This is a genomic window from Streptomyces sp. NBC_01515 (genome assembly GCF_045040345.1).
GTDB lineage: Bacteria > Actinomycetota > Actinomycetes > Streptomycetales > Streptomycetaceae > Streptomyces.
In genome coordinates this window covers 2,557,633-2,582,888 of the sequence record NZ_CP109416.1, presented here as the reverse complement: position 1 = coordinate 2,582,888, position 25,256 = coordinate 2,557,633, and the positions used below count along the sequence as shown (strand labels likewise).

Below are 25,256 nucleotides of genomic sequence, written 5' to 3'. Positions count from 1 at the left end.
TCCGTACCCCATGACGTCCACGGTGCCCAACGCCGTCCAGCACGCCGACGAGCGGCAGCCGCCGATCACCATGTTCGGGCCGGACTTCCCGTACGCGTACGACGACTTCCTCGCCCACCCGGCGGGCCTCGGCCAGATACCCGCGACCGAGCACGGCACCGAAGTCGCCGTGATCGGTGGCGGGTTGTCCGGCATCGTGGCCGCCTACGAGCTGATGAAGATGGGCCTCAAGCCCGTCGTCTACGAGGCCGACCAGATCGGCGGGCGGCTGCGGACCGTCGGTTTCGAGGGGTGCGACCCGTCCCTCACCGCCGAGATGGGCGCGATGCGGTTCCCGCCCTCCTCCACCGCCCTCCAGCACTACATCGACCTGGTGGGACTTGAGACCCGGCCGTTCCCCAACCCCCTTGCGGAGGCGACCCCTTCGACGGTCGTCGACCTCAAGGGCGAGTCGCACTACGCGACCACCGTCGACGACCTCCCGCAGGTCTACCGCGACGTGATGCACGCCTGGAACGCCTGCCTCGAAGAGGGCGCCGACTTCTCCGACATGAACCGCGCCATGCGCGAACGCGACGTCCCGCGCATCCGCGAGATCTGGTCGAAGCTCGTCGAGAAACTCGACAACCAGACCTTCTACGGCTTCCTCTGCGACTCCGAGTCCTTCAGGTCCTTCCGGCACCGCGAGATCTTCGGCCAGGTCGGCTTCGGCACCGGCGGCTGGGACACCGACTTCCCCAACTCGATCCTCGAAATCCTGCGCGTCGTCTACACCGAGGCCGACGACCACCACCGCGGCATCGTCGGCGGCTCCCAGCAACTCCCGCTCCGCCTCTGGGACCGCGAGCCCCAGAAGATCGTCCACTGGCCCTACGGCACCTCGCTGGCCTCCCTGCACGTGGGCGGCGCACCCCGCCCCGCCGTGACCCGGCTGCACCGCACGGCCGGCAACGGCATCACGGTGACGGACGCGAACGGCGACATCCGCACCTACCAGGCGGCGATCTTCACCGCCCAGTCCTGGATGCTGCTCTCGAAGATCGCCTGCGACGACTCGCTCTTCCCGATCGACCACTGGACCGCGATCGAGCGCACCCACTACATGGAGAGCTCGAAGCTGTTCGTTCCCGTCGACCGGCCGTTCTGGCTGGACAAGGCCGTCGACGACAGGGGGAATCCGACGGGCCGGGACGTCATGTCGATGACCCTCACCGACCGTATGACGCGCGGGACTTACCTCCTGGACGACGGCCCGGACAAGCCCGCCGTCATCTGCCTCTCGTACACCTGGTGCGACGACAGCCTCAAGTGGCTGCCGCTGTCCGCGAACGAGCGGATGGAGGTGATGCTGAAGTCGCTCGGCGAGATCTACCCGAAGGTCGACATCAGGAAGCACGTCATCGGCAACCCGGTGACCGTCTCCTGGGAGAACGAGCCCTACTTCATGGGCGCGTTCAAGGCCAACCTCCCCGGCCACTACCGCTACCAGCGGCGCCTGTTCACCCACTTCATGCAGGACCGGCTGCCCGCGGACAAGCGGGGCGTCTTCCTAGCCGGCGACGACATTTCCTGGACCGCCGGCTGGGCCGAGGGCGCCGTCCAGACCGCGCTGAACGCGGTCTGGGGCGTCATGCACCAGCTCGGCGGCACGACCGACCCGACGAACCCCGGGCCGGGGGACGTCTACGACGAGATCGCGCCGGTCGAACTGCCCGAGGACTGACGGGAGTTCAGACCCCGGCGGCGCGTGCCGCCGTGTAGAGCTCGGCGGCGAGGTCCTTGAGTTCCTCGGCGTCGCGCGGGGCGCCGGCGAACTCGAAGAAGTACTCGTCGAGACCGACCTCGACATGCGCCACGAGGTCGGTCACGATCTGGTCGAAGTTGCCGTGGAACGGCGGCCGGTCCGCGCCCTCGTAGGCCTTGGGGGTGTACCGCAGATTGATCCGGGCCACCGACTGGAGGGGCTCGGTACGGCCGCGCTCGGCGGCCAGGTCGCGCAACGTCCGCCACTCGGCGGCCAGTTGCTCGGCGCCCATGGCCACCGGCTGCCAGCCGTCGGCGCGGTCGACGAGTCGGGTCAGCGCCTTCTTGCTCATCGCGGGCAGCAGCACGGGGATCGGCCGGGCGGGCTTCGGGCCGACCACCGACGAGTTGATGGTGGTCAGGCCGCCCTCGTACGCCACTGGGTCCGGGCCCCACACCGCACGGCATACGTCGATCACCTCGTCCAGGACCTTGCCGCGGTCCTTGAACGGGGCGACCCCGGCCGCCGCGTACTCGTCGAGCGACCAGCCGGTGCCGAACCCGGCCACCACCCGGCCGCCGCTCGCCGCGTCCAATGTGCCGAGCGTCCGGGCCAGTTGGAAGGGTCCGTGGAGCGGGGCCACCAAGACACTGGTGCCGAGCCGGGCCCGCCGGGTGGCCGACACGGCCAACGCCAGCGTCACCAGAGGTTCGGCGACCGAGCGGTACTCATCGGGCCACGGAACGCCCTCCATGCCGTAGAGCCCCTGCGTCGCGGGCTCCGGGAAGAGGGCGCGCTCGAACACCCAGAGGCTCTCGTAGCCGATCTCCTCGGCCGCGCGGGCCACGTCCGGGACGTCCTTGCCGATGTCGTACTGGTGCGTCTGGGGAAGACTGAGACCCAACCTGGTGGCCATGCTCGTGCTCCTTCGCAACAGGCATTTGAACCGTCAACGTAACTCGCGCGAGGCCGCCCGGCGGGTCCTGCTCACCGGTATGGCTGGATCAGTCCGGCAGTGGCGTGAGCATCATCCGGCCCGCGAATCCCACCGCCGCGTCCAGCCGCTCCGTGAACTCCTCGGCGACATCGGGCAGTCCGCGCAGCGCCCACAGGGCCCGCGCCGCCGTCCAGGTGGCCTCCCGGGCGCGCTCCAGACTCCACGAGCCGAGCAGATGCGTGAGCGGATCGGCGATCTGGAACAGGTCGGGCCCCGGCATCAGCTCCTCGCGGACGCGCTCCTCCAGCGACACGAGGAGATCGCCCACGCGGTCGAACTCGTCCTCCAGCTCGGCCGGTTCGCAGTCGAGCGTGCGACAGGCGTCCACGACGGCGAGCGCGAGATCGTGACCGATGTGTGCGTTGATGCCCGAGAGCGCGAACTGCAGCGGTCGTACGCCGGGATGGCGCCGGAGCTGGAACAGCGGGCGCCAACAGGCGGGCGGGCGGCGCCCGTTGGCCGCTGTGTCCACGGCCGCCAGGTACCGTTCCGCGAACCGTACGTCCAGCGTGATCGCGGCCCGCGCGTCGGCGAACCGCCCGGCGTCGACACTCCGGTCGACCGCCTCCGTGACGGCGAGATAGACGCGGTTGAACACCGCGATCCCGTCCCGGGCGGGCAGTTCCTCGTCGAGCGCGCGCAGCCGGGAGACGACCTTGTCCACGGGTGTGGTGAAGTGTGCCAATTGCCCCATGGGGGCAGCGTCCCAGCCCTAGGCTGGCCGAGGTGCCGCCGAGCCCGACACTTCCCCAGAACGGGGGAACGGGTCCGGTGCGCGGGAGGGGGGCGGCAGCGTGTCAGGTTCACGTGGCCGGCAGCGCCGTCGGTTCGCCCGGCGGAGCGTGCTGGTCGTGGCCGCGTCGGTCGTGGTCGCGGTCGGCACGGTGACCGGGATGATCAACGCGCTGGACGACGAGCGCGGTGCGAACGAGGCGAGGCCCGATGGGACCGGGGCGACCCTGCTCGTGCCGCTGCCTGACGTGCCGTCAACACCCGTGTCCACCAAGGCCAGTTCCTCGGCCTCCACCTCCGCCCAGCCGAAGAACACCACCGCGCCCTCTCCCGAGAAGACCGGCAAGAAGCAGTCGGCGGCCGTCTCCCCGAGCCTCTACCGCCACCCCGAGTCCCAGGTCCTGGACTGGGTCCGCGCTCACCCCGACGACCCCCGTACCGAGGTCATAGAGTCCCGGATCGCCGATCAGCCGGAGGCGGTGTGGTTCGCGGACTTCACACCGTCGACGATCACCTCCCGGGTCCGCGCGGTCACTTCGGGCGCCGCCGCGCAGGGCCGGGTGCCGGTCGTCGTGCCGTACGCGATTCCGGACCGCGACTGCGGCGGGGCGTCCGAGGGCGGGGCGGCGGACTTCGACGCGTACGACGGGTGGATCGACGACTTCGCGGCGGGACTGGGTTCCAGGGAGGTCGTCGTGATCCTCGAACCCGACTCGATAGCCCAGGCCGACTGCCTGTCCGAGGTCCAACGCGCCGACCGCTTCGAGGCGTTGGCCCGCGCGGGCCGCGTCCTGAAGGCCGCCGACCCGAAGGCCCGCGTGTACTACGACGCGGGCCACTCCGACTGGAACCCGGCCGTACAGCAGGCGGCCCTGCTCAAGCAGGCGGGCGCGGCCTCCGCCGCCTCCTCCGACGGGATCTTCAGCAACGTCTCGAATTTCCACGCCACTTCGGCCGAGATCGCCTACGACCGGAGGGTGCTGGATGCCCTCGGCGGCCCCGCGGGTCTCGGCGCGGTCATCGACACCAGCCGTAACGGCAACGGCGCCCCGGCCGACGGCCAGTGGTGCGATCCGGCGGGCCGGAAGATCGGCCGGGCGCCAACTCTCAACACGGGGGAGGCGCGGATCGACGGCTACTTGTGGGTCAAGTTGCCGGGGGAGTCGGACGGTTGCCGGGGCGCGGCCGGCACGTTCACGGCGTCGTACGCCTACGACTTGGCGCGCTGACCGGCCTCGCCCGGTGAGTCGTACGACGACGTCCCCTCGTCCAGCAGGGGTTGGTCCGCCTTGAGGTGGGCGGGCGCGAGGAAGCGCAGGGCGTGGTAGCCGGTGATGACGACGAGCGTGCCCAGCGCGATACCGCTGAGCGTGAAGTTGTCGGTGAACTTGATGGTGACCCCGCCGACGCCGATGATGATGCCCGCCGCGGCCGGTACCAGGTTCAGCGGATTGCGCAGGTCCACACCGGAGTTGAGCCAGATCTGCGCGCCGAGCAGGCCGATCATGCCGTAGAGGATGACGGTGATTCCGCCGAGCACCCCGCCCGGGATCGCGGCCACGATGGCGCCGAACTTGGGGCAGAGGCCGAAGAGGAGCGCGAAGCCGGCGGCGGCCCAGTAGGCGGCGGTGGAGTAGACGCGGGTCGCGGCCATCACGCCGATGTTCTCGGAGTAGGTGGTGTTGGGCGGGCCGCCGACGGCGGTCGACAGCATGGACGCGACGCCGTCCGCCGAGATCGCGGTGCCCAGCTTGTCGTCGAGTGAGTCGCCGGTCATCTCCCCAACTGCCTTGACGTGTCCGGCGTTCTCGGCGACCAGCGCGATGACCACCGGCAGTGCGACCAGGATCGCCGACCACTGGAAGGTCGGTCCGTGGAAGGACGGCAGCCCGACCCAGTCGGCCCTGCCGACGCCGGAGAGGTTCAGGCGCCAGTGGTCGGTGACCTCGCCGCTCGCGCTCGTCGAGTGGATGCGGCCGAAGATCCGGTCGAACGCCCAGGAGATGCCGTAGCCGAAGACCAGGCCCAGGAAGATCGCGACGCGGGACCAGAAACCACGCAGACAGACGACGGCCAGACCGGTGAACGCCATGACCAGCAGGGCCGTCCACTGGTCCTGCGGCCAGTACGTCGCGGCGGTCACCGGGGCGAGGTTGAAGCCGATCAGCATGACCACCGCGCCGGTGACGATCGGCGGCATCGCGGCGTGGATGATCCGCGCCCCGAACCGCTGCACGGCGACCCCGACCAGGAACAGCACGACCCCGACGACGAACACCGCGCCGGTCACCGTCGCGCTCGTCCCGCCCTGCGCGCGGATCACGGCGGCCACGCCCACGAAGGACAGCGAGCAGCCGAGGTAGCTGGGCACCCGGCCCCTGGTCGCGAGCAGGAAGATCACGGTCGCGACGCCGGACATCATGATCGCGAGGTTGGGGTCGAGGCCCATCAGGACCGGGGCCACGAAGGACGCCCCGAACATCGCCACCACGTGCTGGGCGCCGAGCCCGACCGTGCGCGGCCAGGAGAGCCGTTCGTCGGGGCGGACGACCGCTCCGGGCGCGGGCGTCCGCCCGTCACCGTGCAGCTTCCAGCGCACGCCGAGGTCCATGGTGGGGTCGCTTTCTCTGTACGTGAAATCGGTCCGGACCATTGTCACGGCTACCTGGTGGTTCTACGCTCGCACGGTTCCACTCGTGAACAGTGTTCATATACCTGATCGGAGTTGATCGGTGAGTGCAAAGTCGAGTGCCAGATCCCGACTGGGCGTCCTGCTCGCCGCCGTGGCCACGCTCACGGCCGTCGTCATTCCCTCCGCCTCCGCGCACCCGGCGCCGGCCGTCCCCCGCACCGCCGTCCTCGACGGCACCCGCCTCCAGCAGACCAAGCTCCGCCTGGACCGCGGGGATCCCCAACTCCGGCGGGCGGTGAAGCGGTTGACGGCCCGCGCCGACAACTGGCTGCACCAGGGCCCCTGGACGGTCGTGGACAAACCAAAGCCCGCTCCTGGCGGGGACGTTCACGACTACCTGAGCCAGGCGCCCTACTGGTGGCCCACGACCACCCCGACCGCCGACAACCCGTGGGGCTGCCCGTACGTCCAGCGTGACGGCCAGCGCAACCCCGAGGTCGACACGGGAACCGACCGCCAGGACGTGGAGAAGGTCTTCGACTCGACGTACGACCTCGCGCTCGCCTGGTACTACACCGGCGACAAGCGCTACGCGCACAAGGCCGACCAGGTCCTGCGCACCTGGTTCCTCGACCCGGCCACGAAGATGAACCCCAACCTGGACCACGCCCAGTTCATCCCGTGCAAGTACGACGGCCGCGCCATCGGCATCATCGACTTCTCCCAGTCGTACACCAGCGTCGTCGACGCCGTCGCGATCCTCGGCACCGGCGCCCCCGGCTGGACGAGGAACGACCGTACGGCGATGGCCGGTTGGAACTCCGACTTCCTCGGCTGGCTGAAGAACAGCGCCTTCGGCAAGGAGGAGGGAGCCGCCGCCAACAACCACGGCACCTTCTACGACATGGAGTTGGCCGCCCTCGCCTACGCGACCGGCGACAAGGCGCTGGCCAGGCGAACCGTGCTGGACGCGCGCGTCAAACGCATCGACCCGCAGATCGCGGGCGACGGCAGCCAGCCGCAGGAGCTTGCCCGGACGCGGAGTTGGCACTACTCGACCTTCGACCTGGTCGCGTACACCCGGCTCGCCGCCATCGGCCGGCACGTCGGCGTGAACCTGTGGACCTATCAAGGCCCGGACGGGCAGGGCCTGTTGAAGGCGGTGGACTATCTGCTGCCGGCCGCGACCGGGACCGCCGCGTGGTCGCATCCGGAGCTGGAGTTCTACCGGTACGCGGCGAGCGACGTCGTCCACGCGGCGGCCGACGCGGGGGACGCGAAGGCGAAGGCCGCCCTGCCGAAGCTGGAGGCGCCGCCCGGCGGCGACCTGTGGGCGCTGCGCCCGGCGGCCGAGCAACTGGACTCGATCGCCGGTTGACCGGCCCACCCCGAAGGACTCGGAGGGCCTCCCGTAGGCCTTCCCCGTAGGCCCGTCCGAGCAGGGCCTTCTCGACAGGGGCTCCTGAGCGGTCGCTTAGAATGGGGCGGTCCCCACAGTCTCCACCGCCCCACCAGCACCGCTCGGGAGTCCCGCCGTGACCGTCGAAAGCCCGCCCGCCACCGTCCTGTCCTACGGCCAACTCCTCGCCGTCACCGTGCACTTCGACGATCTCGACGCGCTCGGCATGCTGCACAACGCCCGCTATCCGCTCCTCGTCGAGCGGGCGTGGACCGAGCTGTGGCATGGGCACGGGGTCCGCTTCGACGGCGACTGGGCGAGCGCCGGGGACGCCTGCAACGTGGTGAAGGAACTGCTGATCAGCTACGAGGCGCCGGTCACCAGGCCGGGGGTGTACGCCGTACACCTCTGGCTGGACCGGCTGGGGACGACGGGCCTGACGTACGGCTTCCGGTTCTGCTCGGCGGACGGAGTGACGACCTATGCGACCGGTACCCGGGTCCTGGTCCGGCTGGACGCGGGGACGTTGCGCCCCGCGCCCTGGAGCGAGGGGTTCAGGTCCGTGGGCCGGACACTGCTGCGCTCGGCGGGCTGACCTTCGGGCGGTCGCGGTCCCCGGCGCGGAGCACGCCCGCGAAGACCACGAGCCCGCCCGCCAACACCGTGACCAGGCAGAACGACACGACCAGGCTCGTCGCCTGCGCCACCCCGCCGATCAGGCTCGGCGCGACAAGACCCGAGGTGTAGGTGATCGTCGCGACACCCGCGATGGCCTGGCTCGGGTTGGGGCCGCTGCGGCCCGCCGCCGCGAAGCACAGCGGGACGACCACGGCGATGCCGAGACCGAGCAGCGCGAAGCCGACCATCGTCAGCGCCGGGTTCTCCGCGAGGACGATCAGCAGCCCGCCGAACACGGACAGCACCCCGCCTGCGCGGACCGTACGCACCGAGCCGAAGCGGTTCACCACCCCGTCGCCGACCAGCCGGGCCACCGCCATCGTCAGCATGAAGCCGGTCGTCGAGGCCGCCGCGAGCCCCGCCGACGTACCCAACTGGTCCTTCAGGAACACCGCCGACCAGTCCAGGCTCGCCCCCTCCGCGAACACCGCGCAGAAGCCCACCGCGCCGATGAGCAGCGCGGACTTCGGCGGCAGCGTGAACCGGGGCGGCGCTTCCTCCGCCACACCCGGGGGGATGTCCAGCACCCAGTGGCAGGCGGTCACGCCGAGCACGGTGAGGATCACGGCGGCGATCAGGTGGTGCACACGGGCGTCCGAGCCGAGGTGGGCGGCGAGGGTGCCGCCCGCCGAACCGATCAGGGCGCCCGCGCTCCACATGCCGTGCAGGCTCGACATGATCGACTTGTCGAGGAGGCGCTCGATCTCGACCCCGAGCGCGTTCATCGCGACGTCGGCCATGCCCGCGCTCGCGCCGTACGTGAACATCGCCAGGCACAGGGTGACCAGGTTGGGCGCGAGCGCGGGCAGCACCAGGGACATGGTCCACATGGCGATCAGCCCGCGCAGGGCCGTACGGCTGCCGAAGCGGTGGGTGATCCAGCCGGCCAGCGGCATCGAGCAGGAGGCGCCGAACGCCCCGAAGGCGAGGGCGAACCCGAGCCAGCCGGCGGCGACGTGCGCGTGCTCCTGGATCCACGGCACCCGGGTCGCGAACGAGCCGGTGACCGCGCCGTGCACCGCGAAGACGGCCGCCACGGCGTACCGGGCACGCTTCACCTCGCGTCGGTCGTAGACCACTTCACTCATTGTCCGGCCCCTCCTGCTGTGCGCGTCCCCGCCGCCGTAGAAATACCTGCTCACGCGTTCTCGTCCCGCTTGCGCCGGGTAAACTATCAGGAACCCTGCCTGATAGAAAGAGAGTTACCGGCCGCCCGCCGCACCCCCTCGATCTGGGAGGATTCCCGGCATGCCCGCATCCCCGAGCACCGCCCGGGCCATCAACGATCGGCTCGCCCTGCGCCTGCTGCAGCACGAAGGCCCCCTGACGGCAGGGCAGTTGAAGCAGCTCACCGGACTCTCCCGGCCGACCGTCGCCGACCTCGTCGAACGCCTCACGGCCTCCGGGCTGATCGAGATGGTCGGCGAATCCGGGGAGCAACGGCGCGGCCCGAACGCCCGGTTGTACGGCATCGTCGGCAACCGCGCGTACCTGGCCGCGCTGGACGTCCGTACGGAGGGCGTCTCCGTGCTCGTCTCCGACCTGGTCGGCCGGGTGCTCGCGGAGGCGTCGGTACCGATCGACGGCGAATCGGGCACGGGCCCGGCGGTCGAGCAGGCCGTGGCGCTGGTCGAACGGGCGGCGAAGGAGGCGGGCGCGGAACACCTCCACACGGTGTGCGTCGGCGCCCCCGGCCTCATCGACCCGGCCACCGGCGAACTCCGCGACACCACCGGCCTCCCCGCCTGGCACCGCCGCCTGGTCGCCGCCCTCCACGAACGCCTCCCCGACACCCGCATCGTCGCCGAGAACGAGACGAACCTCGCGGCGCTGGCCGAGCAGCGTGACGGCGCGGCCCACGACCGGGACACGTTCGTGCTGCTCTGGTTGGGCATGGGGATCGGTGCGGCGGTGGTGCTGGACGGGATGTTGCGCAGGGGTGCGTCCGGGGGTGCGGGCGAGATCGGTTTCCTGCCGGTACCGGGGACGAGGGGGTTCCCTTCGGCGACGGACTGCGAGGGGGGTTTCCACTCGTTGGCGGGAGCGGGGGCTGTGCTTGAACTGGCCCGGGAGTGCGGGGTGTTGGGGGCCGACGGTGCGGGGGAGGGGACCGGCGCGGCGGGGGTGGTGCGGTGGGCTGTCGCGGAGGTGGGCGGCATCGGTGTCGGGGGTGACGCGGGCGTCGATGCCGGGGGTGGGCTCGATGTGGGTGGCTCGGATGTCGGTGTCGGTCTCGGGGGTGAGTCCGATGTGGGGGACTCGGATGTCGGCGTCGGTCTCGGGGGTGGGCCCGATGCGGGTGACTCGGACGGTGGTGTCGACGCCGGGAGCGACCCGGATGCGAGCGTCGACGCCCGTCGTCCGGACCCCACGCGAGACACCGGCCCCCGCAACGCCGCCGCCACCCGCTTCCTTGACGCCCTCGCCGACCGTCTCGCCCTCGGTGTCGCGTCGGTCGTCGCGTTGCTGGACCCCGGGTGCGTGGTCCTCGGCGGCGAGGTCGGGCAGGCGGGTGGTGACGAACTCGCCGTACGGGTCGCGGAGCGGATCGTCCGCATGTCCCCGTTGCCCGCAGAGGTGCGCCCGAGCGTCCTCGGCGGCGCCGCCGTGCTGCGCGGCGCGCTGCTGACGGCACAGGACGGCGCGCAGGGCGAGTTGTTCGGATAGTCCCTCAACTGCCGTGCGGAGCCCGCTTCTTGGCGGTCACCGGTGTTCGGCAGGCCCGCCACGCCCCGGCCAACTGCCCCCGGTAAACCCCGGCTTGTCCGGGTTCATCACAGCCCGCACGCCCCCGACAACCCGCCCCGCACCGCGAACGTCAGCACGCCGACCGGCATCGCCAGAAGAGACGCGGCGCGCTGAGTGGCCCGGCGGTGGGCAAGGGCCGTCGTCACCACCGCCGGACCGGTCCAGGGGTGTCCCCTCCGGAGATCCGAAAAGGACTAGACCATATGATCCAGCAGGTAGGGGCCGGTTGAGAAGGCCAATGGCACTGTCTGTGAGCCAGCCCACACCCTTCACCTGGATGGACCCTTGCCTGGCGTGGCACACTTGCCGTGTACCAGAAGCAGCGCACTCCGGGGTCGGTGAAAGTCCGAACCGGCGGTTATAGTCCGCGACCCGTCCGTGTTGTTCAGCGGCCGGTTGACCAGGTGGAATTCCTGGACCGACGGTTAAAGTCCGGATGGGAGGCAGTGCGCGGCGGGCGGGCATTCGTGCGCGCCGCCGTATCGGCTCGTCCTGTGTGGACGGGTTCTGTCCGGCGTCGTTCCCGGTGTTTTCGTCCGTTTCATTCTGTCGTCTTCGACAGGCCCCGGAGTCCGTGCCCTATGAGGCAGGAGGACCCGGGAAGTGTTCACCGGAATCGTCGAAGAGCTGGGTGAGGTCACCGACGTCGAGAATCTCGACGACGCGTCCCGCTTTCGTCTGCGCGGCCCCATCGTCACCGAGGGCGCGAAGCACGGCGACTCCATCGCCGTGAACGGCGTCTGTCTCACCGTCGTGGAGTTCGAGGGTGACGAGTTCACCGCCGACGTCATGGCCGAGACCCTGAACCGCTCCAGCCTCGGCGTCCTCGCCGTCGGCTCCCGCGTCAACCTCGAACGCCCCATGGCCCTCGGCGCCCGCCTCGGCGGCCACATCGTGCAGGGTCATGTCGACGGCACCGGCGCGGTGTTGGAGCGCAAGCCGTCCGAGAACTGGGAGCTCGTCAAGATCTCCCTCCCGGCCGACCTCACGCGCTACGTCGTCGAGAAGGGCTCCATCACCGTCGACGGCATCAGCCTCACCGTCGTCGACGCGGGCCCGGACTACTTCACCGTCAGCCTCATCCCCACCACCCTCGGCCTGACCACGCTCGGCCTCAAGCAGCCCGGCGACCCGGTCAACCTTGAGGTCGACGTCATCGCCAAGTACGTGGAGCGGCTGATGGGCGCGCGTGAGGTGACCCCGTGAACTGGCTCAACTCCGAGGCCTTCGTCCTGTTCGGCCAGCACATCAAGTGGTCGGACATGATCGGCAACGTCATCGGACTGATCGGCCTCGCCTTCGGCTGGCGGCGGTCCATCTGGAGCTGGCCCACCCAGTTCGTCTCCGGCGTGATCCTCTTCGCCGCGTTCGCCACCGCCCACCTCTCCGGCAGCGCCGGCAAGCAGGTCGTCGTCATGGTCGTCGCGGTCTACGGCTGGTGGCAGTGGAACCGCGGCGGGGGCGGCACCGCCGACGGCCACATCACCCCCCGCTTCGCCACCTGGCGCGAGCGCGCGATCCTGGCCGGCTCCGCCGCCGTAGGGACCGTGGCCGTAGCGGCCCTCTTCAAGGCGTACCCGTCCCTCTCCTGGGACCCGTGGCCCGACGCCTACATCTTCGTCGGCACCGTCGTCGCGATGTACGCCCAGGCCCGCGGCATGGTCGAGTTCTGGTTCGCCTGGCTCCTCGTCGACCTCGTCGGCGTCCCCCTCAACTTCGCCAACGGCTTCGCGTTCTCCGGCTTCGTCTACGTCATCTACGGCGCACTCGTCCTGTGGGGCATGCGCGACTGGTGGCTGCGCTCCCGCAAGACCCCGCAGCCCGTCCTGGAAGGAGCGCCGGCATGACAGCCCGCCCGTCACCCACCACCGCCCTGAACGAGACTCCCCCAGAGCCGAAAGCCTGGGGGGACCCCCATCGCGTCCCCCCCTCTATCCCGCCGATCCTGTACAGCACAGACGGTTTCGAGGACTTCTCCCTCGACCCGGTCGAGCAGGCCATCGCGGACATCGCGGCCGGCCGCCCCGTCGTGGTCGTCGACGACGAGGACCGCGAGAACGAGGGCGACCTCGTCATCGCCGCAGAGAAGGCCACCCCCGAGATCATCGCGTTCATGATGAGCGAGTGCCGCGGCCTGATCTGCGCCCCCATGGAGGGCGACGAACTGGACCGGCTCCGGCTCCCGCAGATGGTCGAGGACAACACCGAGTCGATGAAAACCGCGTTCACAGTCTCCGTGGACGCCTCGCCCGTTCACGGTGTGACCACCGGCATCTCGGCCTCCGACCGCGCGACCACGCTTCAGGTCCTGGCGAGCGGCAACGCCGAGCCCGACGACCTGGTCCGCCCCGGCCACATCTTCCCGCTCCGCGCCCGCACCGGTGGCGTGCTGGTCCGCAACGGCCACACCGAGGCCGCCGTGGATCTGGCTCGCCTGGCGGGCCTGCGCCCGGCCGGCGCGATCGTCGAGATCGCGGGCGAGGACGGCCGTATGCTCCGCCTCCCCGAACTGATCCCCTTCGCCCGCAAGCACGGCCTGACGATCATCTCCATCGAGGACCTGATCACCTACCGCCAGGCCGCCGAACCCACCGTCCGCCGCGAGGCCGAGGTCCAACTCCCCACCCGACACGGCCAGTTCACCGCGTACGGCTACCGCTCCACCGTCGACGGCGTCGAGCACGTCGCCCTCGTCCACGGCGAGATCGGCGACGGCGAGGACGTCCTCGTCCGCGTCCACTCCGAATGCCTCACCGGCGACGTCTTCCACTCCCTGCGCTGCGACTGCGGCCCCCAGCTGGAGGCCTCCCTGGAGCGCATCCAGGAGGAGGGCAGGGGAGTGGTCGTCTACCTGCGCGGCCACGAGGGACGCGGCATCGGCCTGCTCTCCAAGCTCCGGGCGTACGAACTCCAGGAGCGCGGCCGGGACACCCTCGACGCCAACCTGGAACTCGGCCTGCCCGCCGACGCCCGGGACTACGGCGCCGGCGCGCAGATCCTGGAGGACCTCGGCGTCCACAGCCTGCGCCTGATGACCAACAACCCCGACAAGACCGACGCGCTCGTCCGGCACGGCCTCAAGGTCACCGGCCGGGAGCCGATGCCCGTACAGGCGGGCGAGCACAACCTCCGCTACCTGCGCACCAAGCGGGACCGGATGGGGCACGACCTGCCCTGGCTGGACACGGCCCCCGTGTCCACCTGCGGCAACCAGTAAGAGCAACCGGCAATACCCGTAGGACACCTTCAGAAGTCACCGAGGAGACCAGAGAACGTGAGCGGCAAGGGTGCACCGGAACTGTCCGTACGCAACGTCGGAGACCTGCGGGTCGCCGTCATCGCGGCGCAGTGGCACGAAAAGGTGATGGACGGTCTGGTGGACGGCGCCCTGCGCGCCCTGCACGACCTGGGGATCGACGAGCCGACCCTGCTCCGGGTCCCCGGCAGCTGGGAACTCCCGGTCGTGGCAAAGGTGTTGGCGGGCCGGGGCTACGACGCGATCGTCGCCCTCGGTGTCGTCGTCCGGGGCGGCACCCCGCACTTCGAGTACGTGTGCCAGGGCGTGGTCCAGGGCCTCACCCAGGTCTCGGTCGAGACCGGCGTCCCCGTCGGCATGGGCGTCCTGACCTGCGACACCGAGGAGCAGGCCCTCGACCGGGCCGGCCTGGAGGGGTCGAACGAGGACAAGGGGCACGAGGCGGTGACCGCGGCCGTCGCGACGGCGGCCACGCTCCGCTCAGTATCTGAACCGTGGCGTTAAGCCCACGATTGTTTGCAATAGGGTGGGCAGCACCATGTCCAATAAGACGTTCGAGGAGCTCTTCACCGAGCTCCAGCAGAAGGCCGCCACCGGCGACCCCGCCACTTCCCGCACCGCAGAGCTGGTCGGCAAGGGCGTCCATGCCATCGGCAAGAAGGTCGTGGAAGAAGCCGCCGAAGTGTGGATGGCCGCAGAGTACGAGGGCAAGGAGGCGGCCGCCGAGGAGATCTCGCAGCTGCTCTACCACGTGCAGGTGATGATGGTCGCCCGCGGAATCTCGCTGGACGACGTCTACGCCCACCTGTAAAACCCCTTTAGAACCGTTTCCGACAGTTCACCCCTTTCCTCACCACTCTTCACGCGAAGGAAGCCGACCTCATGCTGCGCATCGCCGTCCCCAACAAGGGTTCCCTGTCAGGACCTGCGGCGGACATGCTGCATGAGGCCGGCTACCAGCAGCGCCGGGAGTCCAAGGAGCTGCGGATCGTCGACCCGGTCAACGAGGTCGAGTTCTTCTACCTCCGCCCCCGCGACATCGCGATCTACGTCTCCTCCGGACGCCTCGACATCGGCATCACCGGCCGCGACCTGCTCATCGACTCCGGCGCGAGTGCCGAGCCGATCCTCCCGCTCGGCTTCGCCCGCTCCACGTTCCGCTTCGCCTCCAAGCCGGGCGCCGCGAACACCCTCGCGGACCTCAAGGGCAAGACGGTCGCCACCTCGTACGAGGGCATCGTCGCCAAGTACCTCGCGGACAACGGCGTCGACGCCTCCGTCGTCCACCTCGACGGCGCCGTCGAGACCGCCATCGAACTCGGTGTCGCCGAGGTCATCGCGGACGTCGTCGAGACCGGAACGTCCTTGCGCAACGCGGGACTTGAGGTCTTCGGCGACCCGATCATGAAGTCCGAGGCCGTCGTCATCCGTCGCACCGGCGGCGAGACCGACGACACCGCCGAGCCCAAGGTCCAGCAGTTCCTGCGCCGCCTCCAGGGCGTCCTGGTCGCCCGGACGTACGTGATGATGGACTACGACTGCCGGGTCGAGCAGCTGGAGAAGGCCGTCGCGCTCACCCCCGGCCTGGAGTCCCCGACCGTCTCCCCGCTGCACAACGAGGGCTGGGTCGCCGTCCGCGCGATGGTCCCCGCCAAGGAAGCCCAGCGGATCATGGACGACCTGTACGACATCGGCGCCCGGGCCATCCTGACGACGGCCATCCACGCCTGCCGTCTCTGAGGAACACGCCAGCCATGTCTCAACTCCCCGCCCTGCCGGTCACGTTCCGGCCGGGCCGCACCCGTGCCGTGCTGCTCACCGCGGGCATCGCGATCTTCGTCGTCATCACGACCGTCGCGATGCTCCTGGAGCAGCTCACCCCGGGGGAGAAGCTCAGCTTCGTCCTCACCGGTGCCCTCCTCTTCGGCGTACTGGCCATGCTCGCCCGGGTGAAGGTCGTCGCCGACGAGTCCGGTGTCACCGTCGTGAACATCGTCAGCAGGCGCCGGCTGGCCTGGGCCGAGATCCTCCAGGTGAATCTGCGCCCCGGCGACCCCTGGGTCTTCCTCAACCTCAGCGACGGCACCAGCCTGCCCGTGCTCGGCATCCAGCCCGGTATCGCCAAGGAGCGGGCCATCGCCGACGCGCGCGCTCTGCGGGCCCTCGCCGAGGACCGGTCCCTGAGGGATCTGCCGTAGATGGCCATGTCTTGATTAATCTGTTGTCGGTGGCGTTTTTCGTTCCCGCCTCCGCCACCGATGTTCCCCCCTGTCTTCAGAGGCACCCTGCGACCCGAGGAGTGACTCCCTCCAGCGATGGACGGATCGTCCTGTAGTACCTGCGCCGCCCCCTCCCGACATATCGAGGCGGCGGCATGACCATCCCCTTGTTGCTCCTCGGAGCGGCGATGCTGCTGATTCTGGCCAACGGCTTCTTCGTCGCGGCCGAGTTCGGGCTCGTCACCGTGGAGCGTCCCGAGGCCGAGAAGGCCGCCGCCGAGGGCGACCGACGGGCCGCCACGGTCGTCGAGTCGCTCAAGGAGCTGTCCTTCCAGCTCTCCGGCACCCAGCTCGGCATCACCATCACCTCCCTGGTCGTCGGCATGCTCGCCGAACCGGCCCTGGCGGAGCTGCTGCACGGTCCGTTCAGCGCGATCGGCATCCCCGAGGGCGCCGTCTCCGGCGTCGCCGTGGTCGTCGGCATGCTGCTGGCCTCCGCCGTGCAGATGGTGATCGGTGAACTCGTGCCCAAGAACTGGGCGGTGTCGCGGCCCTTGCAGGTCGCACGCTTCGTCGCCGCACCACAACACGCCTTTGCCCGCCTGTTCCGCCCGGTGATCGCCGCGCTGAACACCGTCGCCAACAAGCTCGTCCGCGCCCTCGGCGTCGAGCCCACCGCGGAGCTGGCCTCGGCCCGCACCCCCGGCGAGCTCGTCTCCCTGGCCCGGCACTCGGCGCAGGCCGGCACGCTGGAGCAGGACACCGCCGATCTCTTCGTACGGACGTTGTCGCTGGGCGAGTTGACCGCGCAGCACGTCATGACCCCGCGGGTGAAGGTCAGCGCGCTCCAGTCGTCGGCGACCGCCGAGGACGTGGTCAACCTGACCCGCGCCACCGGTCTGTCCCGCTTCCCCGTCTACCGCGAGAAGATCGACGAGATCGTCGGCATGGTCCATCTCAAGGACGCGTTGGCCGTCCCCTCGCACGCCCGACTCCGCACGTCCGTCACCAGTATCGCCAAGGCCCCGGTACTGGTCCCCGAGACCCTGCCCGTGCAACCGTTGCTGGCCCGGCTGCGCAGCGAACAGCCGATCGCCGTCGTCGTCGACGAATACGGCGGTACGGCCGGGGTGGTCACCCTGGAGGACATCGTCGAGGAACTCGTCGGCGAGGTCCGCGACGAGCACGACGGCCAGGACGTCCCCGAACTCGCCGCGGCACTACCGGAGGACGGCAAGCCCGCGTGGGACGCCGACGGCAGCTGCCGCGTCGACATCCTCCAGCGCATAGGCCTCGACGTCCCCGAGGGCCCGTACGAGACCGTCGCCGGACTGGTCGCCGACCTCCTCGGCCGCATCCCCGCCCCCGGCGACAAGGCCGAACTCCCGGGCTGGCGGCTCTCGGTGCGCCAGGTGGGCCACTACCGCGCCGAACGCGTCCGCCTCGTCCGCACGACTCCCGCGGTGAACGTCATGGAGGCGGCCCGATGACCGTCCTCCAACTCCTCTTCGCCGTCCTGCTGGTGCTCGCCAACGGCTTCTTCGTCGGCGCCGAGTTCGCCCTCGTCTCCGTCCGCCGCAGCCAGATCGAACCCCTCGGCACGGCCCGCGCCCGCCAGGTCCTCTACGGCCTTGAGCGACTGCCGCAGATGATGGCGGCGGCCCAATTCGGCATCACCATCTGCTCGTTGACGCTGGGCGCGGTCGCCGAGCCGACGGTCGCGCACGTCCTGGAGCCGGTCTTCGAGTGGATGCACCTGCCCGAGGGCGTGATCCATCCCCTCGGCTACGTCCTCGCGCTCGCCGCGGTCGTCTTCTTCCACCTCGTCATCGGCGAGATGGTTCCGAAGAACCTCGCGATGGCCGCGCCGGAGAAGGCCGCGATGTGGCTCAGCCCCGGCCTGGTCGCCTTCGCCCGCGTCTGCAGGCCGATCACCGTGGCCCTCGGCGCCGTAGCCCAGGGCATCCTGCGGCTCTTCCACGTCGAACCCAAGGACGAGGTCGAGGCCGTCTTCACCAGCGAACAGCTCAACCGCCTGGTGGAGGACTCAGGACAGGCCGGACTTCTCGACCCGGAGGAACAGGAACGCCTGGAGGACGCCCTGGAGTTGGGCTCCCGCCCGGTCACCGACGTCCTCCTGCGCCGCGAGGACCTGGTGACCGTCAGCCCCTCGGTCACCCCGGGCGAGATCGTCGCCCTCACGGCCCGCACCGGCTACTCCCGCTTCCCGATCGCCGCGGAGACCGGCGCCTTCATGGGCTACCTCCACGTCAAGGACGTCCTGGACCTGGAGGAATCCGAACGAGCGGTCCCCCAACAGATCTGGCGCCCCATGACCACGCTCCGGGCCGAACTCCCCCTGGACGACGCCCTGACGGTGATGCGCCGGGCGGCGACCCACCTGGCCCAGGTGGCCGGCGCGTCCGGCAAGATACTCGGCCTGGTTGCCATGGAGGACGTCCTGGAACTCCTGGTCGGCGAGGTGACGGACCCGGCCCACCGAGAGGTGCCGCCACAGCCCCGCACGGTGGAACTGAAGCAGGCGGTGGCCGGCTGAGATCTGAAGCCGGCGGCAGCAGGGCCTTTTGGCAGTTCGGGGGAGCGATCCCCACCGAGTGCCAGGGCGCCCTGCTGCCGCCGGCTTTCGCGTCCGTCCGCGGGGAAGAATCCGGTGATCGTGGCGGGCGCCCGCGCCGCCGTGCCCCGAGCGTCTCCTGTGTGCCGTGGCGCTTCCCGCCGATAGGGTGGGCGGTGATCGACTGGGACGGGCTGGGCGAGGGCGGCGGGCGGCGTGGGCGGTGCCGAGGAGAGCAGGAGCACGGGCACCGGGCGCCCGACGTCGCGGGACGTCGCCCGGCTCGCCGGTGTGTCGCACACCGCGGTGTCCTTCGTGTTCAACGGCCGGGCCGACGGCAACCTCTCGGCCGCCACCCAGGAACGCATCCGGCAGGCCGCGACCCAGCTGGGCTACCGGCCCGACCCGGTGGCGCGGGGGCTGCGCCGTCGCCGTACGGCCGTGATCGGGCTGGTCACCGACGAGATCGCGTCCTCGCCGTTCGCCGGCCGGCTGCTGCGCGGCGCCATGGAGACCGCCTGGGACAGGGACCATCTCGTCCTCACCGTCGACTCCGGCGGCGACCCGGTCAAGGAGGACGCGGCCGTCGCGGAACTGCTCGACCGGCGCGTGGACGGCATCATCTACGCGGCCATGTCATTGCGCCGGGTCCGCGTCCCCGAGGGCCTGCGCCGCACCCACTCCGTGCTGGCCAACTGCCTGCCCGAGGACGACTCCCTGCCCGCCGTGGTCCCCGCCGAGCGGGCCGGTGGCCGTACCGCGGCCCGGCTGCTGCTCGGTGCGGGCCACCGCCGGCTCGCCGTGATCGGCGGTCTGGACGACATCGCCTCGGCGGAACGTACCCGCGGTATCCGGGAGGCGCTGCGCGCCGAGGGCGTCACCGTGCCCGCGGAGTGGATCGTGCGCGGCGGCGGGGAGATCTCCGCGGGATACGCGGGGGCACTGCGCCTGCTCGACGGGGCCGAACCGGGCCGCCGCCCCACCGGCGTCCTGTGCTACAACGACCGGGTCGCGGCGGGTGTCCTGCACGCCGCGACCCGGCTCGGGATCGACGTGCCCGCCGAGCTGTCGGTGGTCGGCTACGACGACCAGGAGCACATGGCCGCGTTCCTCACCCCGCCGCTCACCTCGATCGCGCTCCCGCACCGGGCGATGGGCGAGGCGGCGGCCCGACTGCTCCTGGACGCCATCGAAGCCGGCCAGACACCGCCCGCGACCGTCCGCCGCCTACCCTGCCCTGTGGTTGGCCGTGCCTCGGTGGGTCCCGCGCCGACCCGGTGATCTGGGCGCACGGCCCGTGCTCAGTCGCGACTCGGTGGGTCCGGTACCCACCCGATGACCCGGCCCGTGCCTGCCCTGGCCCGTGGGCAGCCGCTCCTCCGTAGGTCCAGCCCCCACCCGGTGGCCCGGGCGCCCGACCCGTGTGTGGTCAGTCGTGCCCTCATGGGGTGCGGCGCCCATCCGGTGCCCCGGGCGCCTGGTCCGCGTGTGGCCTGCACTCTGGGCAGCCGCGCCTCCGTCGGTCCGGCCGCCCGGCCGGTGACCTGGGCGACCGTTCCCCGCCTGCCCTGCCCCGTGGTCAGCCGCGCCTCCCTGGATCCTGCGCCCACCCCGTGACCCGAGCCCCCGGCCCGTCGACGACCAGCTCGGCGATGTCGCCCGGGCGTCGGTAGACGCGCTCGGTGACCATGGCGCGGTCCGCGACGAAGAGTTCGAGGAGCGAGCCGTCGATGAGCAGCCGGAGCGCGAGTTCCGGTGCCTTCGGCACGTGCACGGTGATCGGGGCGGAGCCTTCCCTGCCGGTCCGGGGCCAGGCGCCGCGGTCGAGGACGACGGTTCCCGAGGCGGGGTCCGCCCGGACCGTCAGCTCCCGGCCCGCCGCGTCCCGGAGCAGGGTCACCGTGGTCGGTTCGCATGCCGTGACCGTCAGGTCGTAGGCGTCCGGGAGCGGAAGCCGGCCCGGCGCGGTGACGAACGGCTCGGCCGGGCGCAGCAGTTCGAGTTCCGGGGCCGGACTCACCCGCAGGGAACCGTCGGGGTGGACGTCGACGACCCGTGGCGCGGTGAGGACGCCTGCCCATCCGGCCCTGTCCAGCTCCTCCTGCGGGCGGGCCTCCCACGACCAGCCCCAGAGCAGTGCGCGGTCCGGTTCCTGGAGCACGGCGGGAGCGTAGAAGTCCCGCCCCTGGTCGAGCCGGCCGCCGGTGCGCGGGGCGAATCTCAACCTGCCCTGACTGTCCGCCTCCAGACGACCCGTCAGGTATCCGGTGGAGCAGGGATCCCCGTCCCACAGGGACACCAGGAGCACGTGCTCGCCGCCCGCCGTCCGGTACAGGTGCGGGCACTCCCAGCCCACCGACTTGTCGCCGAACACGCCTGCGGCCACCGGGTCGTTGCCGTCCAGCAGCACTCCGGCGAACCGCCAGTCGGCCAGGTCGTCGCAGTCGTAGAGCAGGACCGACGGCGTGCCGTCGGCGTGCCCGGCCCCGACGAGGGCCCAGCGCCGGTCCGCGTGGTGGAAGACGAACGGGTCGCGGAACATCACCACGTCCAGTCCCGGCGGCGGCCCCGCCACCACCGGTGTCGGCAGCGGCTTCCACTCGGTCAGCAACTCGTCGTCCGGGTCCGCCGCCCGCGCCAGGCAGATGGTGCCGAGTCCGGCGTGGGCATGGTCAACTCCCGTGTATACGGCGGTCGGTGTGCCGTCGTCGTCGGTCACGCAGCCCGACCAGCAGCCGGCCTCGTCGGGGCCGCCGGGTGTCGGGGTGAGCGCGATCGAGTGGTGCTCCCAGTGCGCGAGGTCGGTGCTGGAGGCATGACCCCAGTGGACGTTCGCGTGCACCGGTGCGTCGGGGTTGTGCTGGTAGAAGAGGTGGTAGCGGTCCCGCCAACGGAACGGCCCATTGGGGTCGTTGATCCAGCCGGCGGGCGGACGGACCCTGAAACGCGGCGCGTTGGGGTCATGGCTCAACGGTTGACTCCTGCGGACGTGATGCCCTCGCGGAGAGGGCGCTGGCCGACGGCGAACACGGCGACGGCGGGGAGCATCGAGAGCACGACCCCGGCCAGGACCACCGAGATGGACCCGGTGCCGAGGTTGCCCTGCAGGGAGACCAGACCCAGCGGAAGCGTGTAGTTCTGGCTGGAGGTCTCCAGGATCAGCGGGCGGAAGAACTCGTTCCAGTGGTAGTTGAAGGCCAGCACGCCGACGATCGCCAGGCCGGGTGTGGCCAGCGGCGCGTACACCGAGCGGAAGATCCGCCAGGTCCCCGCGCCGTCCAGCATGGCCGCCTCGCCCAGGTCCTTCGGCATGCCGAGGAAGTACTGGCGCATCAGGAACGTGCCGAAGGCCGTCGGGAAGGCCGGGATGATCAGGCCGAGGAGCGTGTCGGTGAGGCCCATCGTCTTCAGCACCAGGAACACCGGCACGATGGTGACCTGCAACGGCACCATCATGGTCGCCAGGACCAGGCCGAAGAGCGGCCTCTTGAAACGGAACTCCAGGCGCGCGAAGGCGTATCCGGCCAGGCCCGCCGTGATCATCTGGCCGACGGCGACCAGCGCCGTCACCAGCGTGGAGTTCAGGGCGAGCAGCCACACGTCGATCTGCTGGAAGACCCCGCGGTAGGCCGCGGTCGTCGGGTGCGTCGGGATGACCTGCGGGGGCAGGTCGAAGGACTGGGCCGGAGTGCGCAGCGAGGTGGCGACGGTCCAGATGACCGGGCCCAGTGTCAGCAGGGCGCACACCGTCAGGGCGGCGATCCGCGCCCAGGGGGTGAGTGAATAACGCAGGCGGCTCAGGTTCGGGGTTGCTTGGCTCATGCGGCTCACCGGCTCACTGGTAGTGGACGAAACGCCGGCTGAGCCGGAACTGGACGGCGGTGACCGCCATGATCAGCGCGAAGAGCAGCACGCCCACCGCGGATGCCTCGCCGAAGTCGAGCTGCTCGAAGGCCCTTTCGTAGATCACCATCACGACGGTGCGGGTGGCGTCGCCGGGGCCGCCGTCGGTGAGGACGTAGGGCTGCTCGAAGACCTGAAGGGCGTTGATGATGCCGACCACCGACGCGACGAGCAGCGTCGGCGACAGCAGCGGCAGCGTGATGCCGAGGTGCTTGCGCAGGCCGGTCGCGCCGTCGAGGGCGGCGGCCTCGTGGATCTCCTTGGGGATGTTGTTCAGGCCGCCGATGAACAGCAGGAACGAGAAACCGAACTGCTGCCAGACGTAGACCAGGACCACCGTGGCCATCGCCGCGTGCTCCGAGGTCAGCCAGGGCACGGGCGCGACGCCGACCAGGCCGATCAGCCAGTTCACCACCCCGAAGTCCTGGTTGAACAGGTACTTCATCACCACCGAGATGGACGCGGCGGACAGTACCAGGGGGAAGAAGAACGCCGAACGGAACGCCGACCGCAGCCACCCCGGCATCCGCCCGTTCAGTGCGAGTGCCAGCGCCAGCGCGATCAGCAGTTGCAGCGTGACCGCGAGAACCATGAAGAGGAGCGTGTTGCGGAAGGAGACCAGGACGGTCGAATCCGTGAAGGTCGTACGGTAGTTGGCGCCGCCGGCGAAACGGGGCGGGTCGATCACGTTCCAGTGGAACAGGCTCAGCACCACGGACCCGATGATCGGCACGACCGTGAAGACGACGATGCCGACGACCGTGGGCGCCAGGAACAGCGCGGCCAGCAGCCGGGAGCCGCGGTCACGGACGGACGGCCGTACGGCGGCGGCGGGTGGCGCGGCGGGCCGCGAACGTACGGGCGGAACCTGGGAGTTCGGGACCTGGGTGTTCGTCATACCGCACGCTCCATGGCCTGCTCCAGGGCGCCCTGCATCCGGCGCAGCGCGGGACCCACCGCACGCGGCGAGGCGAGCGCCGTGCCGGTGTACTTGAGCAGCACGTCGGTCACCTCGGCGACCTGCGGCGGCGCGGGGATCGGGCCGGTGTCGGGAAACCGGTCGAGGGTGTCGTAGAAGACCCGCCAGTGCGCCGGGCCGCTCGCGGCGTAGCGGGCGGCGTTCAGCATCGAACGCCGGGCCGGGGTGGTCTGGTTGGTCCGGAACAGCCGGGTCATGGTGTCCTTGCGGGCCGCGTACTTGATGAACTCCCAGGCGGCTTCCTGCTTCTTCGAGGTACGCAGCAGCGCGTAGCCCGCCGCGCCGAACTGGTGGCGCTGGGTGCGCCAACGCGGGAAGTACTGCACGTCGTAGTCCGCGGCCCGCATGCCGGCCTGTTGCAGGCCGCCCGCCCAGAAGCCGCCCGCCGGAGTGACACCGACGCGGCCGGTGGAGAACACGCCGACCAGATTGCTGCCGTTGCCGCCCTCGGGCCGGGTGCACAGGTTCTCCTGGACGAGGGAGGCGAGATAGTCGTACGCCTCCTCGACCCGGTCGGTGGTGGCCTGCGGGGTCGTCCAGCGGAAGCCCCCACCGCGCCCCTGCCGGTCCGCGGCCGGGTAGAAGGCGTCCCACAGCCAGGAGCCGCCGGGCGCCTTCGACTCCTTCAGCAGGTTGGTGCCGTTCGCGAAGAGCCAGGGCACCACGCCGCCCCACAGCCGGTTGGTCCAGAAGTACGGCGTGAAGTGCGAGCCGCCGCCACGCTTCAACTGCCGCAGCAGCGCGGTGAATTCGTCGCGGCTCCAGTCGGCCGCCGGGAACTCAGCGCCCGCCCGCTTCAGCACCTGCTTGTTGAGGTACATGTCGGCGGCGTTGAACTCCATGGGCAGTTGGTAGAGGTTGCCCTCGTACATCATCGACTCCACCAGCGAGGGGTGGACGTCGGCGAAGTACTCGCGCAGTTCCGCCGCGTCCCGCCGCACCCAGCGGTCCAGGGACACGCCGAGCCGCCGGGCGAACAACTGCACGCCCTCGGTGGCCACATACACCAGGTCGGGAGCGGTGCCCGCGGCGATCTGGGTGAGGATCTTCGCGAAGAAGTCCGACCAGTCGACGGCCTGCACCGCGTTCACCCGCAGCGGGATGTCGGGGTGGAGCCGGTGGAAGCCCTTGGTGAGGGCGTCGACGGTGGCCGGGTCGAAGGCGGAGCCGAGGGTGGCGACGACGAGGGAGCCGTCGTCCCGGCCGGGGATGTCGGCTCCGGTGAGCCGGTCCCAGCTCGCGGCGGTCCCGGCCAGGGCGGCTGCTCCGGCCCCGTAGGCGCCGTACCGCAGCAGGGTGCGGCGGGGGAGGTGCGAGTCAGTCATCCAACGGGCCTAACTCGTGTTAGTTCAGGGTTGATGCCCAGATGATGAGAACTGGGCGGCAGGCCTGTC

Annotated in this window: 23 protein-coding genes and 1 riboswitch; of the genes, 15 read left to right on the top strand and 8 right to left on the bottom strand. The window is 70.6% G+C overall.

All coding sequences use genetic code 11. The features are described 5' to 3' along the window. Positions 1–10: 10 nt before the first annotated feature. The gene (locus OG407_RS11300; RefSeq protein ID WP_405857390.1) at positions 11–1,723 is read left to right on the top strand and encodes a flavin monoamine oxidase family protein; all 1,713 of its coding nucleotides are present in this window, start codon (positions 11–13) and stop codon (positions 1,721–1,723) included. Between the two features lie 7 nt (positions 1,724–1,730). On the opposite strand, the gene OG407_RS11295 is transcribed toward OG407_RS11300, so the two are convergent. Further along, positions 1,731–2,660 carry an LLM class F420-dependent oxidoreductase gene (locus OG407_RS11295; RefSeq protein ID WP_405857388.1) on the bottom strand — a complete coding sequence of 310 codons (930 nt, stop codon included), beginning with the start codon at positions 2,658–2,660 and terminating at the stop codon, positions 1,731–1,733. A gap of 88 nt (positions 2,661–2,748) precedes the next feature. Then, positions 2,749–3,435 (bottom strand): DUF5995 family protein, encoded by a 687-nt coding sequence (locus OG407_RS11290; RefSeq protein WP_405857386.1) that lies wholly within the window; start codon positions 3,433–3,435, stop codon positions 2,749–2,751. Positions 3,436–3,583: 148 nt separating this feature from the next. Here OG407_RS11290 and OG407_RS11285 point away from each other — a divergent pair, with 148 nt between their 5' ends. Continuing rightward, the gene (locus OG407_RS11285) at positions 3,584–4,702 is read left to right on the top strand and encodes a glycoside hydrolase family 6 protein (protein WP_405868362.1); all 1,119 of its coding nucleotides are present in this window, start codon (positions 3,584–3,586) and stop codon (positions 4,700–4,702) included. On the opposite strand, the gene OG407_RS11280 is transcribed toward OG407_RS11285, so the two are convergent. After that, positions 4,684–6,084: a uracil-xanthine permease family protein gene (locus OG407_RS11280; protein WP_405857384.1), complete on the bottom strand. Its 1,401-nt coding sequence runs from the start codon at positions 6,082–6,084 to the stop codon at positions 4,684–4,686. The genes OG407_RS11285 and OG407_RS11280 overlap by 19 nt on opposite strands. Positions 6,085–6,205: 121 nt before the next feature. On the opposite strand from OG407_RS11280, the gene OG407_RS11275 reads away from it, so the two are divergent. Continuing rightward, positions 6,206–7,483, top strand: a complete 1,278-nt coding sequence (locus tag OG407_RS11275) for an alginate lyase family protein (RefSeq protein WP_405857382.1) — start codon at positions 6,206–6,208, stop codon at positions 7,481–7,483. A 157-nt stretch (positions 7,484–7,640) separates the two neighbouring features. After that, positions 7,641–8,099, top strand: coding sequence for an acyl-CoA thioesterase (locus tag OG407_RS11270; RefSeq protein ID WP_405857380.1), 459 nt, complete (start codon positions 7,641–7,643; stop codon positions 8,097–8,099). On the opposite strand, the gene OG407_RS11265 is transcribed toward OG407_RS11270, so the two are convergent. Continuing rightward, positions 8,059–9,270, bottom strand: coding sequence for an MFS transporter (locus OG407_RS11265; RefSeq protein ID WP_405857378.1), 1,212 nt, complete (start codon positions 9,268–9,270; stop codon positions 8,059–8,061). The two genes, OG407_RS11270 and OG407_RS11265, sit on opposite strands and share 41 nt — an antisense overlap. Before the next feature lie 160 nt (positions 9,271–9,430). On the opposite strand from OG407_RS11265, the gene OG407_RS11260 reads away from it, so the two are divergent. The 11 genes from OG407_RS11260 (at position 9,431) to OG407_RS11210 (ending at position 20,261) form a co-directional block, all read left to right on the top strand. Then, positions 9,431–10,849, top strand: a complete 1,419-nt coding sequence (locus OG407_RS11260) for an ROK family transcriptional regulator (protein ID WP_405857377.1) — start codon at positions 9,431–9,433, stop codon at positions 10,847–10,849. Positions 10,850–11,250: 401 nt separating this feature from the next. Continuing rightward, a riboswitch (FMN riboswitch) is annotated at positions 11,251–11,384 on the top strand. Positions 11,385–11,533: 149 nt separating this feature from the next. After that, the gene (locus tag OG407_RS11255) at positions 11,534–12,136 is read left to right on the top strand and encodes a riboflavin synthase (protein ID WP_403598146.1); all 603 of its coding nucleotides are present in this window, start codon (positions 11,534–11,536) and stop codon (positions 12,134–12,136) included. Next, positions 12,133–12,777, top strand: a complete 645-nt coding sequence (locus tag OG407_RS11250; RefSeq protein WP_329351663.1) for a nicotinamide mononucleotide transporter family protein — start codon at positions 12,133–12,135, stop codon at positions 12,775–12,777. Before OG407_RS11255 ends, OG407_RS11250 begins: the two co-directional genes overlap by 4 nt. After that, the gene (locus OG407_RS11245) at positions 12,774–14,147 is read left to right on the top strand and encodes a bifunctional 3,4-dihydroxy-2-butanone-4-phosphate synthase/GTP cyclohydrolase II (protein ID WP_405857375.1); all 1,374 of its coding nucleotides are present in this window, start codon (positions 12,774–12,776) and stop codon (positions 14,145–14,147) included. The genes OG407_RS11250 and OG407_RS11245 overlap by 4 nt, the downstream gene beginning before the upstream one ends. A gap of 57 nt (positions 14,148–14,204) precedes the next feature. Beyond that, positions 14,205–14,690 (top strand): 6,7-dimethyl-8-ribityllumazine synthase, encoded by a 486-nt coding sequence (gene ribH, locus OG407_RS11240; protein WP_362982733.1) that lies wholly within the window; start codon positions 14,205–14,207, stop codon positions 14,688–14,690. Positions 14,691–14,724: 34 nt separating this feature from the next. Next, complete coding sequence (locus OG407_RS11235; protein ID WP_018534786.1) at positions 14,725–14,997, top strand: phosphoribosyl-ATP diphosphatase; 273 nt, start codon at positions 14,725–14,727, stop codon at positions 14,995–14,997. A gap of 71 nt (positions 14,998–15,068) precedes the next feature. Next, positions 15,069–15,926 (top strand): ATP phosphoribosyltransferase, encoded by an 858-nt coding sequence (hisG, locus tag OG407_RS11230; RefSeq protein WP_033282334.1) that lies wholly within the window; start codon positions 15,069–15,071, stop codon positions 15,924–15,926. A 14-nt stretch (positions 15,927–15,940) separates the two neighbouring features. After that, positions 15,941–16,384 carry a PH domain-containing protein gene (locus tag OG407_RS11225; RefSeq protein WP_405857372.1) on the top strand — a complete coding sequence of 148 codons (444 nt, stop codon included), beginning with the start codon at positions 15,941–15,943 and terminating at the stop codon, positions 16,382–16,384. 176 nt (positions 16,385–16,560) lie between these two features. Beyond that, on the top strand, positions 16,561–17,895 hold the full coding sequence (locus OG407_RS11220) for a hemolysin family protein (protein ID WP_405857371.1): 1,335 nt from the start codon (positions 16,561–16,563) through the stop codon (positions 17,893–17,895). Then, positions 17,892–18,962 (top strand): hemolysin family protein, encoded by a 1,071-nt coding sequence (locus OG407_RS11215; protein WP_403598159.1) that lies wholly within the window; start codon positions 17,892–17,894, stop codon positions 18,960–18,962. The genes OG407_RS11220 and OG407_RS11215 overlap by 4 nt, the downstream gene beginning before the upstream one ends. 234 nt (positions 18,963–19,196) lie before the next feature. Continuing rightward, positions 19,197–20,261 (top strand): LacI family DNA-binding transcriptional regulator, encoded by a 1,065-nt coding sequence (locus tag OG407_RS11210; RefSeq protein ID WP_405857369.1) that lies wholly within the window; start codon positions 19,197–19,199, stop codon positions 20,259–20,261. 298 nt (positions 20,262–20,559) lie between these two features. Here OG407_RS11210 and OG407_RS11205 read toward each other — a convergent pair whose 3' ends face one another. From OG407_RS11205 to OG407_RS11190, 4 genes are read right to left on the bottom strand one after another with little or no spacing between them, the layout of a single operon-like run. Then, positions 20,560–21,951 carry a glycoside hydrolase family 32 protein gene (locus OG407_RS11205; RefSeq protein WP_405857367.1) on the bottom strand — a complete coding sequence of 464 codons (1,392 nt, stop codon included), beginning with the start codon at positions 21,949–21,951 and terminating at the stop codon, positions 20,560–20,562. Continuing rightward, entirely contained in the window at positions 21,948–22,802 is an 855-nt protein-coding gene (locus OG407_RS11200) for a carbohydrate ABC transporter permease (protein WP_405857365.1), read from the bottom strand. Before OG407_RS11200 ends, OG407_RS11205 begins: the two co-directional genes overlap by 4 nt. A gap of 13 nt (positions 22,803–22,815) precedes the next feature. Next, the gene (locus tag OG407_RS11195) at positions 22,816–23,781 is read right to left on the bottom strand and encodes a carbohydrate ABC transporter permease (RefSeq protein ID WP_405857363.1); all 966 of its coding nucleotides are present in this window, start codon (positions 23,779–23,781) and stop codon (positions 22,816–22,818) included. Continuing rightward, entirely contained in the window at positions 23,778–25,187 is a 1,410-nt protein-coding gene (locus tag OG407_RS11190) for an extracellular solute-binding protein (protein WP_405857361.1), read from the bottom strand. The genes OG407_RS11195 and OG407_RS11190 overlap by 4 nt, the downstream gene beginning before the upstream one ends. Between the last annotated feature and the right edge of the window lie 69 nt (positions 25,188–25,256).

Bases quoted from the DNA above. Each gene is read 5' to 3' on its own strand.
- OG407_RS11195 (WP_405857363.1), bottom strand. From the start codon at position 23,781: ATGACGAACACCCAGGTCCCGAACTCCCAGGTTCCGCCCGTACGTTCG.
- OG407_RS11235 (WP_018534786.1), top strand. From the start codon at position 14,725: ATGTCCAATAAGACGTTCGAGGAGCTCTTCACCGAGCTCCAGCAGAAG.
- OG407_RS11225 (WP_405857372.1), top strand. From the start codon at position 15,941: ATGTCTCAACTCCCCGCCCTGCCGGTCACGTTCCGGCCGGGCCGCACC.
- OG407_RS11190 (WP_405857361.1), bottom strand. From the start codon at position 25,187: ATGACTGACTCGCACCTCCCCCGCCGCACCCTGCTGCGGTACGGCGCC.
- OG407_RS11245 (WP_405857375.1), top strand. From the start codon at position 12,774: ATGACAGCCCGCCCGTCACCCACCACCGCCCTGAACGAGACTCCCCCA.
- OG407_RS11265 (WP_405857378.1), bottom strand. From the start codon at position 9,270: ATGAGTGAAGTGGTCTACGACCGACGCGAGGTGAAGCGTGCCCGGTAC.
- hisG (WP_033282334.1), top strand. From the start codon at position 15,069: ATGCTGCGCATCGCCGTCCCCAACAAGGGTTCCCTGTCAGGACCTGCG.
- OG407_RS11215 (WP_403598159.1), top strand. From the start codon at position 17,892: ATGACCGTCCTCCAACTCCTCTTCGCCGTCCTGCTGGTGCTCGCCAAC.
- OG407_RS11300 (WP_405857390.1), top strand. From the start codon at position 11: ATGACGTCCACGGTGCCCAACGCCGTCCAGCACGCCGACGAGCGGCAG.
- OG407_RS11200 (WP_405857365.1), bottom strand. From the start codon at position 22,802: ATGAGCCAAGCAACCCCGAACCTGAGCCGCCTGCGTTATTCACTCACC.
- OG407_RS11260 (WP_405857377.1), top strand. From the start codon at position 9,431: ATGCCCGCATCCCCGAGCACCGCCCGGGCCATCAACGATCGGCTCGCC.
- OG407_RS11280 (WP_405857384.1), bottom strand. From the start codon at position 6,084: ATGGACCTCGGCGTGCGCTGGAAGCTGCACGGTGACGGGCGGACGCCC.
- OG407_RS11220 (WP_405857371.1), top strand. From the start codon at position 16,561: ATGACCATCCCCTTGTTGCTCCTCGGAGCGGCGATGCTGCTGATTCTG.
- OG407_RS11290 (WP_405857386.1), bottom strand. From the start codon at position 3,435: ATGGGGCAATTGGCACACTTCACCACACCCGTGGACAAGGTCGTCTCC.
- OG407_RS11295 (WP_405857388.1), bottom strand. From the start codon at position 2,660: ATGGCCACCAGGTTGGGTCTCAGTCTTCCCCAGACGCACCAGTACGAC.